At 34.0% G+C, this 19360-nt stretch carries 16 protein-coding genes; 1 reads left to right on the plus strand and 15 read right to left on the minus strand.

Going from position 1 to position 19360, the window contains the following annotated elements; all coding sequences use genetic code 11:
* Positions 1–473: 473 nt before the first annotated feature.
* The 13 genes from KM885_RS05145 to KM885_RS18235 form a co-directional block, all read right to left on the minus strand.
* Complete coding sequence (locus KM885_RS05145; RefSeq protein WP_047186362.1) at positions 474–1253, minus strand: cell division protein FtsQ/DivIB; 780 nt, start codon at positions 1251–1253, stop codon at positions 474–476.
* 176 nt (positions 1254–1429) lie between these two features.
* Positions 1430–2542 carry a stage V sporulation protein E gene (gene spoVE, locus KM885_RS05150; RefSeq protein WP_204797810.1) on the minus strand — a complete coding sequence of 371 codons (1113 nt, stop codon included), beginning with the start codon at positions 2540–2542 and terminating at the stop codon, positions 1430–1432.
* 77 nt (positions 2543–2619) lie between these two features.
* A complete protein-coding gene (gene murD / locus KM885_RS05155; protein WP_204797811.1) occupies positions 2620–3969 on the minus strand; it encodes a UDP-N-acetylmuramoyl-L-alanine--D-glutamate ligase in 1350 nt (449 codons plus the stop codon).
* Positions 3966–4952, minus strand: a complete 987-nt coding sequence (mraY, locus tag KM885_RS05160; protein ID WP_047186365.1) for a phospho-N-acetylmuramoyl-pentapeptide-transferase — start codon at positions 4950–4952, stop codon at positions 3966–3968. Before mraY ends, murD begins: the two co-directional genes overlap by 4 nt.
* A 258-nt stretch (positions 4953–5210) precedes the next feature.
* Positions 5211–6575, minus strand: coding sequence for a UDP-N-acetylmuramoyl-tripeptide--D-alanyl-D-alanine ligase (locus KM885_RS05165; protein ID WP_047186366.1), 1365 nt, complete (start codon positions 6573–6575; stop codon positions 5211–5213).
* A gap of 5 nt (positions 6576–6580) precedes the next feature.
* Positions 6581–8050 carry a UDP-N-acetylmuramoyl-L-alanyl-D-glutamate--2,6-diaminopimelate ligase gene (locus KM885_RS05170; RefSeq protein ID WP_204797812.1) on the minus strand — a complete coding sequence of 490 codons (1470 nt, stop codon included), beginning with the start codon at positions 8048–8050 and terminating at the stop codon, positions 6581–6583.
* 195 nt (positions 8051–8245) lie between these two features.
* Complete coding sequence (locus KM885_RS05175) at positions 8246–10192, minus strand: stage V sporulation protein D (RefSeq protein WP_204797813.1); 1947 nt, start codon at positions 10190–10192, stop codon at positions 8246–8248.
* 104 nt (positions 10193–10296) lie between these two features.
* The gene (locus KM885_RS05180; RefSeq protein WP_204797814.1) at positions 10297–12537 is read right to left on the minus strand and encodes a penicillin-binding protein; all 2241 of its coding nucleotides are present in this window, start codon (positions 12535–12537) and stop codon (positions 10297–10299) included.
* A gap of 10 nt (positions 12538–12547) precedes the next feature.
* Complete coding sequence (gene ftsL, locus KM885_RS05185; protein ID WP_204797815.1) at positions 12548–12922, minus strand: cell division protein FtsL; 375 nt, start codon at positions 12920–12922, stop codon at positions 12548–12550.
* A 2-nt stretch (positions 12923–12924) separates the two neighbouring features.
* Positions 12925–13902, minus strand: coding sequence for a 16S rRNA (cytosine(1402)-N(4))-methyltransferase RsmH (gene rsmH / locus KM885_RS05190; RefSeq protein WP_047186371.1), 978 nt, complete (start codon positions 13900–13902; stop codon positions 12925–12927).
* Between the two features lie 59 nt (positions 13903–13961).
* Complete coding sequence (gene mraZ / locus KM885_RS05195; RefSeq protein ID WP_047186372.1) at positions 13962–14393, minus strand: division/cell wall cluster transcriptional repressor MraZ; 432 nt, start codon at positions 14391–14393, stop codon at positions 13962–13964.
* 347 nt (positions 14394–14740) lie between these two features.
* Entirely contained in the window at positions 14741–16360 is a 1620-nt protein-coding gene (gene bshC, locus KM885_RS05200; protein WP_145523563.1) for a bacillithiol biosynthesis cysteine-adding enzyme BshC, read from the minus strand.
* 160 nt (positions 16361–16520) lie between these two features.
* On the minus strand, positions 16521–16922 hold the full coding sequence (locus KM885_RS18235; protein WP_145523564.1) for a DUF3397 domain-containing protein: 402 nt from the start codon (positions 16920–16922) through the stop codon (positions 16521–16523).
* A 380-nt stretch (positions 16923–17302) separates the two neighbouring features.
* Here KM885_RS18235 and KM885_RS05210 point away from each other — a divergent pair, with 380 nt between their 5' ends.
* Entirely contained in the window at positions 17303–17803 is a 501-nt protein-coding gene (locus KM885_RS05210) for an N-acetyltransferase (protein WP_047186375.1), read from the plus strand.
* Positions 17804–17850: 47 nt separating this feature from the next.
* Here the strand turns inward: KM885_RS05210 and KM885_RS05215 are convergent, their stop codons facing one another.
* Both KM885_RS05215 and KM885_RS05220 read right to left on the minus strand, forming a co-directional pair.
* Complete coding sequence (locus tag KM885_RS05215) at positions 17851–18330, minus strand: RsfA family transcriptional regulator (protein WP_216883641.1); 480 nt, start codon at positions 18328–18330, stop codon at positions 17851–17853.
* Positions 18331–18398: 68 nt separating this feature from the next.
* The gene (locus KM885_RS05220; RefSeq protein ID WP_145523566.1) at positions 18399–19151 is read right to left on the minus strand and encodes an enoyl-CoA hydratase/isomerase family protein; all 753 of its coding nucleotides are present in this window, start codon (positions 19149–19151) and stop codon (positions 18399–18401) included.
* Between the last annotated feature and the right edge of the window lie 209 nt (positions 19152–19360).

Consider the following 19360-nt stretch of genomic DNA (forward strand, 5'->3'; position numbering starts at 1 on the left):
TCCTACTTTCATTGCTTAGGAAATTATAAAATTTATGACTGTGGATAACTAGTTGTTAAAGAACAGCCACGTCCGGCTCCAGCGCCCAGCGACTAGCGAGACTTCCTTCACCTCCGTACGATAAAGAAGACTTGCCGATGGTGAAACCAGAGGCTTAGTCGCACTTATACCCTTGCGGTGAAAGTCAACATCGACTTACTCCGTTCGTCGTGTTTCCTTTATCTCCTACGGCTCAGTCCAGTCCGTACGTCGCTAAACGGGCGCTTCCGCCTTTGTTCATTCGACTAAAATAGATATATATAGGTACTATTTCCACAAAAAAAACTGGATTCCTTTAAATTTCAAGAAAAATATTCCTATATACATATATTTTAATAGATTGAAAGATTATTCGTTAAATCAAATTTTTAGAATTACTTTGGGCTTTTTAGAAAAACTCACAATCGCTCATTCTTAGTGTACAAAATAGAATCTTATTCTTCTGTTTCATCCGTTTCTTCAGACTCATCATTAAAAGATTCAAAATATACACCCACACCAATATGGATAATCCCATCAACACCTGGTTCTAATTGAGAAACTATCGAAGGATAAACTACCATTTTCTCAGAAAAATTTCGAATCGTTCCATCAACTATGTATCCATCTGTCATAAAAAGTTGGATTTTATTTTTATTATTGTCAGTTGGTTCCCAATGAATTTCAGAGATGAGATTTGTTATATTTTTGGGTAATTTATTTAATTCTTCAGCCATCCGTTGTAAATACTCATCCTCTGTAAAGCCGATTAACATTGGTGAGTTACCATGATATGTATCCTGTCCTTCTTGCTTCAATGATACCCCATTAGCTAAAATTGGATAGTATTTCCTTTCTTCTTTTACATAACCAACTACATTATGTTCTGTTATTTCAATTGAAACAGTCCAAGGAAGCTTACGATTAACTTCTACTTCATTAACGATAGGATTTGTTTTTATTGCCTTTTCAATGGCATCAAAATTAACCATCCAAATATTCGTTTTAGCAGTAATTTCAGATAAGTTTATTATTTCCTCATCCGTTGTATGCACATTACCTTGAACATTTATTGTTTTAACATGACTTAATGGTGATTGCAAATAAACAATAATTGAAATCAAGAAGAAAAAGATTGATAGATAAAAAATCAAACGTCGGTTAGCTTTTTTCTTACGGGCTTGTTTTAATTTGGGAATTCGATCCTCAATTGAAACAATATTTTTATTACTCATCCCCATTTCTTCCTTTTTCAGAAATTAAAAGAATAAAACGGCATAAATTATGCCGCCTTTATTCAGTTACATGAATTATATCATAAAATATAGATAAACATATAGTGTCCAAGCATTAGATTAGCAAGTTTTTTCTCATATTTAATGGGTAATATTTTCCATTTTTGCCATTCCCACTATATTTTAGAATAAATACTAATGTTTAATAATATTCCAACGGAACAAAGGGTTAAAGTTAATGAAGACCCTCCGTAACTAAGGAAAGGTAATGTTATACCTGTAACAGGTATTAATCCAATTACTACACTTATATTAATCATTGCTTGTACAGCTAACATCGAGACAATTCCTAAAGCTAATAATCTTCCGAAAAGATCTGGAGCTTCTAATGAAACTTTAATCCCTCTCCATAAAAGGAGTAAAAATAATAGAATAACAAAGGTGCCGCCGATAAATCCTAATTCTTCTCCCACAATAGCAAAAATAAAGTCATTTTGTGGTTCTGGTAAATAGAAATATTTTTGCAAACTATTCCCTAATCCAAGTCCCATCAACCCCCCAGGCCCAATTGCATAGAGGGATTGAATAATCTGAAACCCATCACCTAATGGATCTTCCCAAGGATTTAAAAAAGCTGTTATTCGATTAATTCGATATGGGGCTGAAGCAATCAATCCAACCAATCCTAATACTCCTAAAGCAGCTAGTCCAATAAAATGAGATAGTCTGGCACCTGACACAAAAATCATAATCATACAGGTTAAGACCAGTACCATTCCAGTTCCTAAATCTGGTTGAAGCATAATCAAACCAAAAGCTGTAAAAACTAATAATAAAGATGGTAAGAAGCCTTTTTTAAAAGATGTAATGTACTTTTGTTTCGTGGCAAGCATATTAGCTAAGAAAATAATTAATCCTAGTTTCATAAACTCAGATGGCTGTATACTAAATGCCCCAACTCCAATCCAACTTTGCGCTCCACCACGAATTAATCCTATTCCTGGTATTAATACAAGTATTAGTAAAGCAAAGCATACAATTAATAGAATTTTCGAGTAGTTTTTCCAAGTGCTATAAGGTATAAACATAAAGAAAAACATAGCGAAAACTCCCGCACCAGCAAATAATAACTGACGTTTTAAGTAAAAAAACCCATCACCAAACTTATACTCTGACCAAACATGGGACGAACTGTAAACCATCACTACACCGACAATTAACAGTGCTATAATAACCCATAATAGAATGTAATCTGGTTTACTTTGATCGTTTAGACGTTTTTTAAACAAAAAAACACCCCTTTGACTAAAATATAGACAGGGGCATTTTTGAACATTCTTATTATTAATTTAATATACAAGCCCCTCTAAACTAGTTTATGCACGGCTTGTATAAACATGTCTCCTCTTTCTTCAAACGTTCGATACTGATCCCAGCTTGCACAAGCTGGTGATAATAGTATAACATCTTTTTCATTTGAAATTTCAAAAGCTTTGCTGACCGCTTCTTTGACATCTTCCACTTGTAAAATAGTTGAAATGCCATTTTCTTCAGCTATTCTTCTTAATTTATCTTTCGTTTGACCAAATACAACCATAGCTTTTACATTTTTCAAATAGGGAGCTAAATCATCGAACTCATTTCCTCTGTCCAACCCACCAGCAAGTAAAATGACAGGCCTCTCGAATGAAGATAAAGCCTTTTGAGTAGCTAATATATTGGTTGCTTTAGAATCGTTATAAAATAAACGACCATGAATATTATCTACAAATTGTAATCGATGCCTAACACCTTGAAATGTAGTAAGAACTTTGATAATTCCTTCATTTGTTGCACCTTTAAGTTTCGCAGCCGCGACTGCAGCTAAAATATTTTCAAGGTTATGATCACCAACTAAAACAATTTCATTTCGTGAAATTATTTTTTCATTTTTAAAATAAATAAATGTATCGTCTAGCCATGCCCCATTTTCCATTTTATTTTTTATGGAAAATGGAACGAGCGTAGATTTAAGGTTTTTCACTTCTGAAGTAATAATTGTATCATCAGCATTATATACTAAAAAGTCCTCTTTTGTTTGGTTTCTGAAAATATTAAATTTCGCTTGTTTATAGTTGTCAAATGTTTTGTGATAATCTATATGTGCTTCAAATATATTCAATAATACTGCAATATTTGGTTTGAACTTTTCAACACCTTGTAGCTGAAAAGATGATAATTCTAATACTAATGTTTCCTCATCCTCAAGGTTTTCGGCGACTTCACATGCAACAACGCCAATATTTCCAGCAACTTTAACTGGTCTTCTGCTTTCTTCCAACATTTTAGTTATTAAAGTTGTTGTTGTCGTTTTTCCATTGGAACCAGTAATTCCAATAATAGAATCACCTGCAAGCATATACGCAATTTCTACCTCAGTGATTACAGGAATATTTCTTTTCCTTGCTTCAACAATAATTGGATTATCATAATGAATTCCTGGATTTTTTACAATGATTTCTATACCATCCAATACGGATAATGGATGTGAACCTACTACTACTTCTGCACCAAGATTCCTTAATTCCTTTATTATTGGATCATTTTTTTCTGTTTTCATATCATTAATACGAACACCTTTATCGTGGTTCAACAATAAATTAGCAACTGCCGTTCCACTTTTTGCAAGTCCTAAGACTAAAATATTTGAATAAGGAAAATCCAATACTTTTTTCAATTTAAGCCCACCTCAATATATACGCCAAGCACAGCAAAAACAAGCCCAACTAACCAAAATGTTGTTACAACTCTCCATTCGGACCAGCCTAATAATTCATAATGATGATGTAATGGACTCATTTTAAATACTCTTTTACCAGTTGTTTTAAATGAAATTACTTGAATAATAACAGATAAAGTTTCTAATACGAAAATTCCACCAATAATAACAAGCAAGATTTCTGTTTTTGTTAATATAGCAATTGCTCCAATAGCTCCACCTAATGCTAATGAACCAGTATCACCCATAAATACTTTTGCTGGATGTGCATTAAACACTAGAAAACCTAGAAGTGCTCCAACAACTGCTAGAGAAAAAATGGAAACCTCCGTAAATCCACCTATGATAAGTGTAAGTATTGCATAAGCCCCAAAGGCTATCGCCGCAGTACCCGCTAATAAACCATCTAATCCATCTGTTAAGTTTACAGCATTAGAAGCTCCAACTAAAATAATAATAATAAAAATTGCATAAAACCAACCAAAATCCCACTGAATGTCTGTACCTGGAATTTGAATGTCTGTAGAAAATCCTTGTCCTTTGAGTATAAAGAAAAATATAAGTGCAATAACAATTTGTCCTAACATTTTTTGTTTCGAAGTTAGACCTAAATTACGCTTCATCGCAACTTTAATGAAATCATCCAAAAAACCTAATACTCCATAGCCAAGCAATACAAAAATTAAGAGCCAAAATTCATAACCAACATGATTTCCAAGTACTTTATATACCATAATAATGGAAGTTATGACAATACCCAATACAATCATAACGCCACCCATTGTAGGGGTACCTGTCTTTACCATGTGGGATTTAGGTCCTTCTTCTCGTATACTTTGGCCAAATTTCAACCTTCTTAATAATGGGATGAAAATGGGAGATAAAAGGACGGTAATTAGAAATGCTATTGCTATCGTTACAAATATTCCTGTTAAATCCATTGTGTTTCCTCCTCTTACATGGACCGTCCAAACTAAAACTTGATCTTTTTACCTTTAAGAGGTTGTTCAAAAAGTCTGGTGAAATTGACATGCCTCGTGCAAATGGGAAGGCGTGAGTTGGGCGCAAAGCTCATCTTTAGTCAGCCTTCCTTTAAAGAAGTCCGTTGGCAATAGTGGAAATTCTACTAAGATTGCCCACGTCCCGCAAGCAACGTAGAAGTCTTTTTTATCCTTCTTTTTGAACACGCACTTTAAAAATTAATTAATTAACTCATTTACAAAGGATTCGAATTTTAATCCTCTTGATGCCTTAAATAATACTAATGATTGATTATTTAAAAATGGTTGTAATGCTTCCATTAATTCTTCTTTTGTGTCAAAATGGGCGGTTTTAATTTTATTACCTTTATCTTTTTTAACTTTATCTGAAATTACCTTTGACATCGTACCAAAAGTAAATACTGTAGTAATTGGCTCACCAATTGCTTCCGCTACAGTTTCGTGTAACGATTTGGAAAACTCCCCTAATTCAAGGACATCCCCAAGAACTAAAACCTTATCTTTAAACCCATTCAATTCCTTGACAACTTTAATAGCAGCCTTCATGGAAGTTGGGGATGCATTATAAGCATCGTTTATAATTGATACTTCGTTTTTACCTTTTAATAATTCAAAACGCATAGAAGTGTGTTGTACGAATTTCAACGCTTGTTGTCTTTGCTTCGCATTAATTCCAACACAGTATGCTAATGCAATGGCATAGCATGCATTCTTCGCATGATGCTTCCCTAGTAACGGGATATGGTAAGTGGCTCCATCTGATAATTTAAATATAGTTTCCTTTGAAGTTACTTTGGAATCTTCAATTTTAAAATCATTACGTTCTTTAAAACCACATTTAATAACTTTAGGCTTTTGATGTAGTGATTTTAGGAGCTCTTCATCACCATCAATGATGATGGTTCCATTATCTTGCAAACCGTTAATAATTTCCATTTTTGCTTTTGCAATACCTTCCCTAGAACCGAGGAATTCAATATGGGATTCCCCTATATTCGTTATGATAGCAAAATTAGGTCTTGCTATTTGGGATAATAAATCTATTTCACCAAAATTACTCATTCCCATTTCTAATACAAGTACTTCCGTATCCCTGCTCATGGAAAGAATAGTTAACGGGAGACCAATGTGATTATTATAGTTACCTTTTGTGGAGTGAGTAATATATTTAGATTTCAAAACAGTTGTCACCAAATCTTTTGTGGTCGTTTTACCATTCGAACCCGTTATACCTACAACTATTGGATTGATTTGATCACGGTAAAGACTTGCAAGTTTCTGTAAAGAAGGTAATGTATCCTTCACTAGAAATACCGGAAAATCTCTAGGTAGAGTAGAAGGTAAATCCCTATCCTCATTCCAAAATAAAGCAACGGCACCATTTTCAACCGCCTGTTCTGCGAATTGATGACCATCAAAGTGTTCCCCAACAATCGGGACAAACAAGGAATCTTTGACTTCTTTTCTACTGTCTGTTGTTATTTCTTTAATAGCTGTTTCTTTATTTATGTTTCCCTGATTTTTAGGAAACCATTTGGACAAATCTTCTAATGTAAACAACATATGCATTACCCCTTAGCAATTATTGCGCTTTTTGCTATAACCCTGTCATCAAAATCATACTTGGTATGACCAATTTGTTGATAGGTTTCATGGCCTTTTCCAGCAATTAATATAATGTCATTTTCCTTCGCATACTGAATCGCCTTATTAATTGCTTCTTTTCTATCCACGATGACTTCATATTCATCTTCACCGTTTAACCCCTTCGTCATATCATTTAATATGGAAACAGGGTCTTCCGTTCTTGGATTGTCAGATGTAAAAATTGCAAAATCTGAGTATTCCATGGCAACCTTGGCCATTAAAGGACGCTTCGTTCGATCACGGTCTCCACCACAACCTACAACAACATATATATCATTTTCCGCAAATTCTTTCACAGTCTGTAATACGTTTTCTAATGAATCGGGTGTATGTGCATAGTCAACAATAACCGTAAAGTTTTGCCCTGCATCAACTACTTCAAAACGACCATCGACTCCATTTATGCTTTCTAAAGCTTCTTTGATCACTTCTAAAGAAACATTTTTAGCTATTGCAGCCCCAGTAGCAGCTAACATATTATAGACATTAAACATCCCTATTAATTTACTCTTGATTACAACTTCACCAATCGGAGTTACTAATAAAAACGACGTACCCGCTGCATCTAGCTGGATATCTTTAGCAACTATATCAGCTTCTTGACGACAACTATAGGTTAAAATAGGTTGTGCAGTGCTTCTCTTTAATAATTCAGCAGAAGAATCATCCGCGTTAATAATGGCAAATTTTTGTTTTTCTTGATTAAAATTGTTTCCTAGTTGACTAAACAAGAGACTTTTTGCGCGTAAATAATCATCCATATCTTTGTGATAGTCAAGATGATCTTGAGACAAATTAGTAAATATGGCAACATCATAATCACAACCATGAACTCTACCTAAATCAAGTGCATGAGAAGATACTTCCATAATGGCTTGATTCACATCTTCATCAACCATCTTCTTAAAAAAACGTTGGAGTTCAAGAGCATTTGGTGTTGTGTTTTGAGTTGGAAAAGCATTTTCACCGATTTTCATTTGAATGGTTCCGATTATGCCTGTTTTCTTCTTGTCATGGTTAAATATTTTTTCTAGTAAATACGTAACAGTAGTTTTTCCATTTGTTCCTGTCACACCAATTAGTGAAAGTCCTGTAGTTGGATAATGATAAAACTTAACCGCAAGCATAGATAAAGCTCTTGCAGTATCATTAACCATAATAATAGGTACATTTGCTTTTACTTCTTTTTCGGCAATAATTGCAACTGCACCATTATTTACGGCTTCTTCAACATAGTCATGTCCATCCACCGTGAACCCTGAAATACATACAAATAAATTCCCAGCACTCACTTTTCTAGAATCCATTTCTATTTCTGTTATTTCAATACCATCAATATTAACTTCTGTTTGATAAAACGGTATAGTCGTGAGCAAATCTTTTAAATCCATTTTTCGTAACATCCTTTTTAGTTTTAGTATCCTACGTAAGAGATAATAACATCCCAAATATATGTACGTTATTCCATACATTTTTTTAGAGGGTGTTGGCACCCTCTAAAAAATTTATTTTATCACCATTTATTGTAATCAAAAAGAATAAAAACAAAATAAATGGGAAATCATATTAATTTATTATAACAAATATTATTCTTCTTCACGATTTTTTTCCTCATCACTTAAATAAATCCTAACTGTTGATCCTGGTTCTAATTTCGTTCCGGCTTTCGGAGCTTGATCAATAATTACGTCTCCAGAACCACTCGTCTCTATTGAGAGATTAGTCATCATTTCCATTAAGTCGCCCTTCGTACGCCCAATTAAATCCGGAACTTCAACTGCTGGTTCTTCAGGCCACTGATATTCTTTGTCTAATCCACCAGTACGCGGTTCTACTTCCATGGCACGTAAACTATCACCAATAATGGTTCCAACTATTGGTGCTGCCACTACACCACCAAATTGAATCGTATCTTTAGGATTATCTACTGCAACATAAACTACTATTTCTGGATCGTCAGCTGGTGCAAATCCAATAAAAGACACAATATAATTGTTTTCTAAATAACCACCATTTGGACCTACTTTTTGCGCTGTTCCAGTCTTACCTCCAACCCGATATCCATCCACGTATGCTGGCCTACCTGAGCCTTTAGCAACAACATTTTCTAAAGCACGACGCACTTCCTCAGAAGTAGACTTGGATATAACCTGTTCTCTTAAAATTGGTTCCTTTTTTTCTACAACTTTTCCAGTTTTAGGATCAATCCATTCATCCGCTATATATGGTTCATATAAGTAACCACCATTTATAGCTGCAGCAACAGCCATTACTTGCTGAATAGGTGTTACGGAAACTCCTTGACCGAATGAAGTGGTAGCTAACTCAACTGGCCCAACATTCTCTGGTTTAAATAAAATACCTGATGCTTCCCCTTGCAAGTCAATTCCAGTCTTCTGACCGAAACCAAAATCTTTAATATAGGAAAACAATCGTTCTGTTCCTAATTTTTGACCTAAATTTACAAAACCAGGGTTACAAGAATTTTGTACCACTTCTAAATAAGTTTGATGGCCATGTCCACCACTTTTCCAGCAATGAATCGTAGCACCTCCGACTTCCACAGAACCATTATCATTGAATTCATCCTTATCTAAATCAACTAATTTCTCTTCTAAAGATGCAGCCAATGTAATGATTTTGAAAGTGGATCCTGGTTCATAAGTAGACCAAACAGGTAAGTTCCTATTAAATATCGATTGATCTACTTCTTTATATTTTTCCGGGTGAAAGTTAGGTCTTGACGACATTCCCAGTACGCCACCCGTTTTAGGGTTAACTGCTATGGCAATTGCGGAATCCGGGCTATATTTGGTTTCTACAAGATCAAGTTCTCTTTCTATAATGGTTTGTACCTTAGAATTAATAGTTGTCTTTAAATGCAACCCATCTGTTGGAGGACTATATATATCAGCTAACGTCTCTAGTCTCCTCCCTTTAGCATCCGAATAAAAAGAAAGATTGCCTTTTTCACCACTAAGCTTATCATCATAGTAAAGTTCTAATCCCATAAGCCCTTGATTGTCTATTCCTGCAAATCCTAAAACATGTGATAAATCGTCCCCTAACGGATAATGTCGTTTTGAATCTTTCGATAGATATACGCCACTTAGGTTTAGGTTACGGATTGCTTTTTCTTGCTCTGTTGATATTTTAATACCTTCAGGGCGTAAATTTACACTTGATGCATTTTTAGTTATGGATTTATACACGGTGTCTTTATCCATATTTAAAATACTTGCTATTTTCTCAGCGGTAGAATCTGCATCTTCAATCTGTCTGGGGACTACGACAACAGAAGGCGCTGTGACATTTTCGGCCAGAACTTCCCCTTCGCTATCAAGAATCAATCCTCTTTCCGGTTCAAAAACAATGTCCCTTGTCCATAAATCCGTTGCTTGTCCAACTAATTCATCACTTAAAAAAAATTGAACATAACCTAATCGGATAACAATAATAGTTAAAATGAAAATAGCAAAAAGAAATACAGTGACTATTCGTTTTCTAACTGTTACAGTGGATACACGCTTCATTTCTCTAAATCCCCTTTTCATAGGTAGGCTTGTATCAACTATATGATTTTAAGAAACTAAATAGAACACTGTACATATTAAAAGATGTTGTTCAATAACGATATTTATTCAATTCGTTCTTCTGTATCTTTATTTTCTTTTTCTTTATGTTTCTCACTGTTTTCATCTTGACCCGGAGGACTTAATTCTACAGCTAAATAATCATCTTTACTTATTTCAGCACCTTTTTCAATACTCTGGGATGTGGCATAACCATTGCCAAAGGTTTCTAGTTTGAGTTCAAGTAGATCAGCCAGTTGTGAAACGTCACGATTGGACCAGTTTGTGATATTAGGCATTTTAGGTTGGTTCGTTACTAAAATTACCCTTTCTTGTGGGATAATCATATCACCTTCATGTACGTTGGCAGAAACAATTTTATCTCCATCGCCAACTACTGTCACCTGCAATCCACTGTCAACTAATTTTTGTTCTACATCTTTAGTATTTTCATCTATTACTTTTGGAACCTTCGTTTTAATTAAGGATTCTTCTGTTTCTTCTGTTTCTTTATCAGGATTGATATTTAAATAATGTAGACTGTTTTGCATAACATTTCGGTAAATGAATGATACAGGATCAGAACCAACTTCTTGGGGTTCTAATTCTGGTTGTTTCACCGATACATACATTACTAATTGTGGGTCATCAATTGGTGCCATACCAAGAAAAGAGAAAATATAATTGTTTTTTCCTTTTAGGTAACCACCATTTGGATTAGGGATTTCAGCAGTTCCTGATTTCCCACCAGTTGTATAGTCTTCTAATTTAAATTTTTCACCTGTACCATGTTCACTATTGACCACAGAATTCATTAAAGATAGAACTTCTGTTGCTGTTTCTTCTGATATCGGTTGACCAACAACAGTTGGCTCCTTCTGTTCTAGAACTTTTCCAGATGTAGAATCTACTATTTTATCAATTACATATGGTTGAAGCATTTTCCCACCATTAGCAATTGCCGTAGCAGCTTTCATTTGCTGTATTGGAGTTAAAGTGGAACCTTGTCCAAAAGCGGTCGTGATCTTTTCAAGTGGCCAGTTATAAAGTATTTTTCCCGCTACTTCACCCGGCAAATCAATATCTGTCTTTTTATCAAAATCGAATGCATGTAAATATTTCAGAAACTTATCAGGTCCTATTTTTTCCCATGCCAATTTAGCTGCAGCAACGTTAGATGAACGAGCAAATCCCTCATCATAAGAAATGGTTCCCCAACCTTTACCGTTATTATGGTCATTAATAGGTGCGGTTTTTTTATTTACTTGATAACTGCCTGAGGCAAAACCCTCTTCTCCGTTATAAACGCCTTCCTCAATGGCAGCGGCCCATGTAAATATTTTCATAGTAGAACCAGGTTCATAAGGTGTTGAAACTGCATCATTATACCAGTTTCCAACATCGGAAGGGTTGTTTGGGTTATAACTTGGTCGATTCCCCATTGCTAGTACCTCACCAGTTTTGGGGTTCATGACTATTGCAGTGATTCGCTCAGGACTATACTCTTCTTCAACTTGAGTTAATACATCTTCTACTAATGTTTGGATCTTTTGATCAATTGTAAGGTAAACATTATCACCATTTTCAGGTTGCTTGATAACCTCATTAGGATTTAATAATTTTTTATTATATTTATCACGTTGATAGGAAATATATCCATCTTTCCCCTGCAATAGATCATCCATTTCGTGCTCCATTCCAGCTATTCCCTTAATTTCATTAGTAACTTGTCCATCCTTTTCAAATTCTTCTTCTCTAGCGAAGCCTATAATATGAGAAGCAAATGTACCATTAGGATAATAGCGTTTTGAATGTTCTTCAAAATTTATTCCAGGTAAATCTAATTTTTCTATTTGTTCTTTTACATGTTGTGACACTTCATTTCCGACTTTACCAAATTCTACTTGGAATTTATTTTTTTCTATTCCGTTCTTAATTGGTTTAAGTATGGTGCTTTCATCAACATCTAAAATCGGAGCTAGAACTTTTGCAGTTTTTTCAGGATCCACAACATGTTTAGGATCCTTGGAATTCTCGGAGTATTCCTTGCGAACAATAGCGTACATTCGATAGATAGGCATATCATAAGCAAGCGTCATACCATTTTTATCAAAAATTTTCCCTCTTTCTGCAGGAATCGTATAAGAAGAAGTCCGTTTTTGTTCAGCAAATTCCTTTAAGGACACACCATCAATTTCACCTGTTGCCTGAATATACATGAATCTTCCAGTCAAGATAATAAATATAATTGTAAAAAAAATAATTAACATGCCGGTCATGAAGTGTGTCGTTTTATTCCTTTTCATAAAAATCCCCTTAGTTGTTTAAAGCTTGAGCTTGTTTCACATCTGCGTCTTGGATTTTTAATCCTTTTTCTTTTGCAATTTTTAAGATTCTTTCAGGACGGCTAAGTTCTTTCTTTTCAAATACTAATCCTTCATTTGTTACTTTTTGATGCTTTACCGTTTGTTCTAATGCTATTACTTCTCTGTTTAACGAATCAGTGGCGGATGAAAATGAAACCATAAAAATCCCGGAAACTATAAAGCATAAGATAACAATCGAATAAATAACTTTTTCTCCCTTTGTAATCCAACTCTTTTTCTGAACTTTTACTTGTGTTTTTGGTTCCTTATTTGGAGTTTGCTGCGGGCTAAATTGTTGCCAATTACGAGCATGATTTGCACTCATCTTTATTTCTTCCACCCTTCTTTATATATAAATTCTTCATTCCATGGATTAACCTTTTCTACAACCCTTAGTTTAGCTGAACGTGATCTTCTGTTTTCTTGTAATTCATCGTTACCTGCTACAATTGGTTTTCTAGTAACAAGCTTAAAAGGTGCTTCAAATTCTTTCGGAATAATAGGTAAATTCCTAGGAGTTGGTTTCGGAGTACTCCATTTCTTAAATGCTTGTTTACACAACCTATCCTCTAATGAATGGAACGTAATAACCGCAATCCGTCCCTCAATATCTATTATTTTTGCAGCTTGATGAATCGCACTGTTAAACGCTTCTAGCTCATCATTAACCGCTATTCGCAAAGCTTGAAAAATCCGTTTTGCCGGATGTCCGCCTTTTCTCCTCGCTGGCGCGGGAATGGCATCTTTTATAATTTCGACTAACTCATATGTGGTTTCAATCGATTTAATTTTACGAGATTCCTCTATTTTACGAGCAATTTGTTTAGAAAATTTTTCTTCGCCATAACGAAAGAAAATGGAGACTAATTGATTATAAGGCCAATAATTAACGATATCATAGGCACTAAGTTCAGCTGATTGGTTCATTCTCATATCTAGCTTTGCATCTTGTTGATAGCTAAATCCTCTATCTCCCCTGTCTAATTGAGGGGATGATACACCTAAATCAAATAAAATACCATCGACGTGTTCAATATGATGCTCTTTTAATTTTTCTTCCATTTCTTTAAAATTTGCATGGATGAACAATATTCTATTTTGGTATTTCTGTAATCGCTGTTTAGCAGCTTGTAGGGCATCCTGATCTTGATCGAAAGCAATTAACAATCCTTCTTCACTTAGCCTTGAAGCTATCTGTTCTGAATGGCCTCCGCCACCTAATGTACAATCTATGTATGTACCATTTTCTTTAATTGCTAATCCTTTAATAGATTCATCTCTTAATACACTATAATGTTCAAACATAGTAACCCCCGCTTTTCATAAGTCAACTAAGGCATTCGCCCAACCTAATCTAAAAAGACTCAGATATCAAAGTCCATAAGATTTTCGGCAATTTCACCAAATGATTCCTCAGAATTAGTTACATATTCTTCCCAATTATCATTTGACCAAAATTCTATACGGTCCGATACGCCGATGACTACACATTCCTTTTCTAAGGCTGCATATTTCCGTAAAGATTGTGGAATGTTTATTCTTCCCTGTTTATCAACTTCGCATTCAACCGCTCCTGAAAAGAAAAAACGAGTGAAAGCCCTAGCGTCTTTTTTTGTTAATGGGAGTTTTTTTAACTTTTCTTCTAAAACCTTCCATTCTTCCATTGGGTACGCAAATAAACATTTATCAAGTCCACGGGTTACAACAAACGATTCTCCAAGATCCTCACGAAATTTAGATGGGACGATAATTCTCCCTTTTGGATCAATGTTATGTTGGAATTCACCCATGAACATATAGTACGCCCCACTTTCATATTTTTTATATTACCACATCCCCCCACAATTCACCACCTAATTTATATAAAATCATAAATATTTTTTCTCCCCCTTGCTATTCCATGTAAACCAACCATAAAAAAACCTTGTCATTTCAATAAATGACAAGGTTTTAGTGTTTTTTATGGTTTTGGTGGTGGATAGTGGGGGGGATTTTCCCACTATAGGGGTCGTTCAAAAATCCAGTGAAAATGACATACCCCTGTGTAGGGGCAATGTTGCAACAAATCTTGACAGTCGGAGCCTAAAGACGTTGCGCATTTAGCCGACCTCGGTCCTCTTCATCCTCTTTTTTAAACATGCACCTATAGGTAAACTAAGTAATGATCATGTAAAAAAGAACAGGGACTGTCTATTGTTTTCTTAATAAAATCTACACCAAATTTATTAATAAACGGTAGTGGATTCCAAATACGTTCTTGTAAACCATCTGGATAAAGATGCACATTAATATAATCCAGTTCCGTTAGTTCTTTATCATATTTTTCTTCAACCGCTCTTACCATTCTACCCTCTATAAATGAGATTTCTTTTTGTAAATAATAAAGATTTTTATCAGCTAACTCTCCAATATCTGCCCGTATTCCCTTAGCTAAATCCCTAAGGGGGCGATGTGCCTTTTCAATCGTCGCTTTTATATCCTTCGCTAACTCATGAATCGGAGGATTTGTTTGCGAATCAATCAAGTTCCTCTTATAATCTTGAACCCCGTTATTCACTACTTCTTCAGGAGTAATCGTATAATGCTCTATCATTTTACTAACTTTAGGTTCAATATAGGTAAAAGATAACCGTGGGAATACAGGTGGCATTTTAATTCCAAAAACATGGAATACCGGTTTAAGTGCAGACCAGTAACTGATTTCTCCTGGCCCACCAATAAACGCTAAAGATGGAAATAGCAATTCCTGCATAAGCGGTCTTGTCACGACATTATTGCTTAGTTTTTCCGGTTGGCTAGTCGCTATATTAATTAATTCCTCAGTTGTTAATTCAATTTCATTCTGTTTTCCAATCCAGCCACCATTTTTATTTCTAAATAATAAAATTCGTTCTTTATCATGATGATAAAATAAATTTCCACTATTCAAATCTACTTCTAACGGAACTTGATAGTCTTTTTTTCTCAACTTATTTAATATTTCATATACCCCACTACTGATTTCTTGTTGTTTTAGAATCATTTGTTCAAAATATTCTTTTTCTAAATTTCGAACTAATGGGTGGTGTGAATCAATCAATACAAGACCTTCACTTGGGAAAAGTTTAAATATTAACCGAGCGAAGAAATCTGTATAAGTTTCTGATTGATCGAGACATCGTAAAATAGAATGATATAAGTCCTTTGTATTCTCTGTTTCCCTTAAATAAGAAAATACATTATCCAACCAATTACGAATTATATTTTTCTCCAATTGTATTTCTGACACAGAGCACTTATCTATATTTTCTTGCCCCACCTTTAGTTTTTTTAAACGGGATTTTTCCTGCATAAATATATGATTAATTTCATCAAAATCATGATCCTCTCCGGCGATCCAAAATACAGGTATTACAGGTATGTTTAATTCTTCTTCCTGTTGCTTAGCTAACTGTAGAATAGAGATTACTTTATTAATGGTGTACATCGGACCAGTTAATAATCCAGCCTGTTGACCAGCTATAACAACAACACTATCTTTATTTGAAAATCGATTAATATTATGTAAAGTGGAATTTGGTGCATCCCAGGCTTTATTCAATTTATGTAATACTTCTTGCAAGGATTCTCTCTGAAAAGTTCGTTCTCGTAATTCTTTTACTCTAGTTTCCAAATCTCCACTTGGAATATAATCAAAGAAATCCATTATTTCTTGCTTTCCCAATCGATAATCAGAAATTAACTTATTCTGAGAACCCATTTTTTTTATTGGATGTATCCGCATAGATTATTGTTCTCCTTTTTCTAGTTATTCCACTTCATACATTCTACCCAATTCTCCACTCTTTTTCATTTAATCTGTTTGAGAATGCAAAACCCCATAAAGAAGACTTCCACCAGTAGGGTTCTTACTCCCTGTTTTGGTGGGATAAAACTTATTTTTATCATACGATTTCCATTATTAATCCAATAATAGTGAAAGAAATATAAAGGATAAAAAATAGGAGAAAACAAATTTTCCATAATATTTTAAAAGCCTTCTTTATTTTAATATCCACATTTGTTTTCCATTGATAAATGATAATAATGGTTAATACAATAATCATAAATATGAGTACAAAACCTGTTATAGAAACATTAAAGAGATATTGTATAAGAATAAATACGGATAATATATAAAAAATGGTCGACCAACTAACAGCCTTATGAACTGCCATTCTAGATGATCGCCGTATCTTTAAAACAATCATGTATAAAGTCAGAGTAGCTATGATTGGAACCGTAATAAAGAATGATAACAAATATATAATAATATTAATAAGATTACCCTCTTCCCTCAAGAACATCCAACAAAACTTCCACACAGTAAAGACATGAAATTATTATTTCAATTACCCGATAATACTTTATCATAAAAGTTAAGAAAAAAAACTCATAATTTATCGAGACGTACTATTTAGCTAATTTACTATATTATTAATTTTATTTAAAAATTAACACTTTTATATTATAATAACAGTATAGGATTAGATAAAGAACCCAATCTGTAAGCCCTACAATTAATTCTATGGATTTTCTAGCCATTACACCAAATTGTCATGATAAATCACTATTTAATTTTAGCAGGGAAATAAAACGGTCTCCTGTATAATTACGACTAAGGCATGCGCTAATAACGAGAAATTTTCTAATATCCTATAAAATATGACTGGGAGAGTGAAGTTTTATGGAGAATATTAAGGTGGAACGTTTGTTAATTAACTACAAGACACTTGATATGTTTAAACGGTTTAAGGCATATGGAAATCAGGAATTGTCCATGCACGAAGAATTACAAAATAAATTTATAGAGAATAATATCGAATCACCTTTTTATGGCATATACTATGCGAATAATCTTGCAGCTAGAATGTGTCTATATGAAATGGACAAACAATATGACCACTATTTTGAGCCCCCACAGGACTATCTTACACTTTGGAAATTAGAAGTACTTCCAGATTATAGAGGTAGGGGGTACGGTAAAGCTTTAGTTGAATTTGCTAAAAGCTTTCATTTACCAATAAAAACAAATCCATTAATTAATTCTCAAGGTTTTTGGGAGAAAATGGGGTTCCAAAAAGCACACTACGACATGCATCGTGATTTAGGTGAGAATCCACTTATTTGGCTACCAGATGGGGTTAAAGAAAAAGGGAAAGAAAGAGAAATACAAATAGAAAATTAATCTTTTAAGACATGAATGTCACCCCATTCATGTCTTAATTTATATATTCATATTTTATTATTTCTAAAAGTATTAACTTCAGAAATGATCCTACCCAATTGGATAATTGTTTCCTCATAGCGTTTGAGATATTCTCGTAATTGTCTGTTTTCATTTTCTAGTTGTGTTACAAGTTTCTCATTTTTTTCTTTTGCCACATTATCTTCCGTTTGAAAGTTCGCTTTCATTTTTTCTAACAATAAAATAGCGGTTTCGATTGTATCTTCTTCACCTTTGTTAGCTGAAGAAGCATCGCTTTTTAAACCATTTTTTCTTTCTTCTTTAGCTTGTTCTATCGCTTCTTGATAATGCTTTCGAATCGTTGCGTTCCATCTAAACCCGCACGCTGCAGGTGTACGCGATAATTGAGAAGAAACTTCTTTAAAAGCTTCTAGTTGTGTTTTACCTTCTCTAATATAACGTAATACCGTTTCCGCTAAAATGATATCTTCATCATTTGTCCATGCATCTTGACGTGTTTCGTTCATAACACCCCTCCTTATTTCTTTGCTATAAAATGTATGCAAAAAATAGGAGTACTAGAATAACTGTTTGCTTATTTACGTAATAAAAATTTTTCTACAGCTTGTTTATGTTCTTCAGAATCCCATAACATAGCGGTTTTCTTAACTTCTTCTGTCATTTCAAAAAATAAATTACGATTCGTCCAACTTTTAATATGTTGATCTTTTAGTAATCTCATTTGCCGATAGGATTTGGAAATGTAGTCTTTTAATAGGACATCCATATCATCTATTTCATGTTCGTTAACTACTCTATTGATCCACCCTTTCTTCTCTAATAAATGACAATCCATTACTCTTGCTTCTGTTAACCATTCTAAAGCAAATGATGAGGAAACTTTATGATATAAAAGGGTTCCCCCTCCCCATCCAGGTAAAATACCTAAATTTGCTTGAATAAAACCAAACTTTGTATTCTTTCTCGCAATTCGAATATCACAAGCCGTAGCTAGTTCACATCCCCCGCCTAAAGCGTTACCATTTAATAATGCAATAACAGGTACAGGAAATAAAGCAATTTTGTATAGTATTTCTTTCATAGGATTTAACCTTGCATAAGCTTCTTCCCGACTTAAGTTACCATGTAAATATGTTAAATCCCCACCTGCACAAAACATCTTATTATCCTTAGATGTCAGAACCAAAAATTTAATTTCTTCCTTTTTAGCTTTATCAAGTATAGTACCGAGCATCGCTGCCATTTCTTTTGATATAGCATTTCTTTTTTCCGGTCTATTAAGATAGATTACACCATAATCCTTCTTTTTTTGATATTCCACAAACATATAGTATTCCCCCAAAATAAAGCGTATTTATTATGTTTAGAATACCATATAACATGGAACTTATTTAATAACATATTCATATGGTAAATTTACAAAAAATAAAAAACAGACCACGATGTGTGATCTGTTTTTTAGGTTGTACAATAAATGACGTTGGTGGGAAAAACTCACCTACGTCATTTTTGTGTTTATAAATAGAAAACAAGTGA

The organism is Oceanobacillus caeni, assembly GCF_019037185.1.
GTDB lineage: Bacteria > Bacillota > Bacilli > Bacillales > Amphibacillaceae > Oceanobacillus > Oceanobacillus caeni.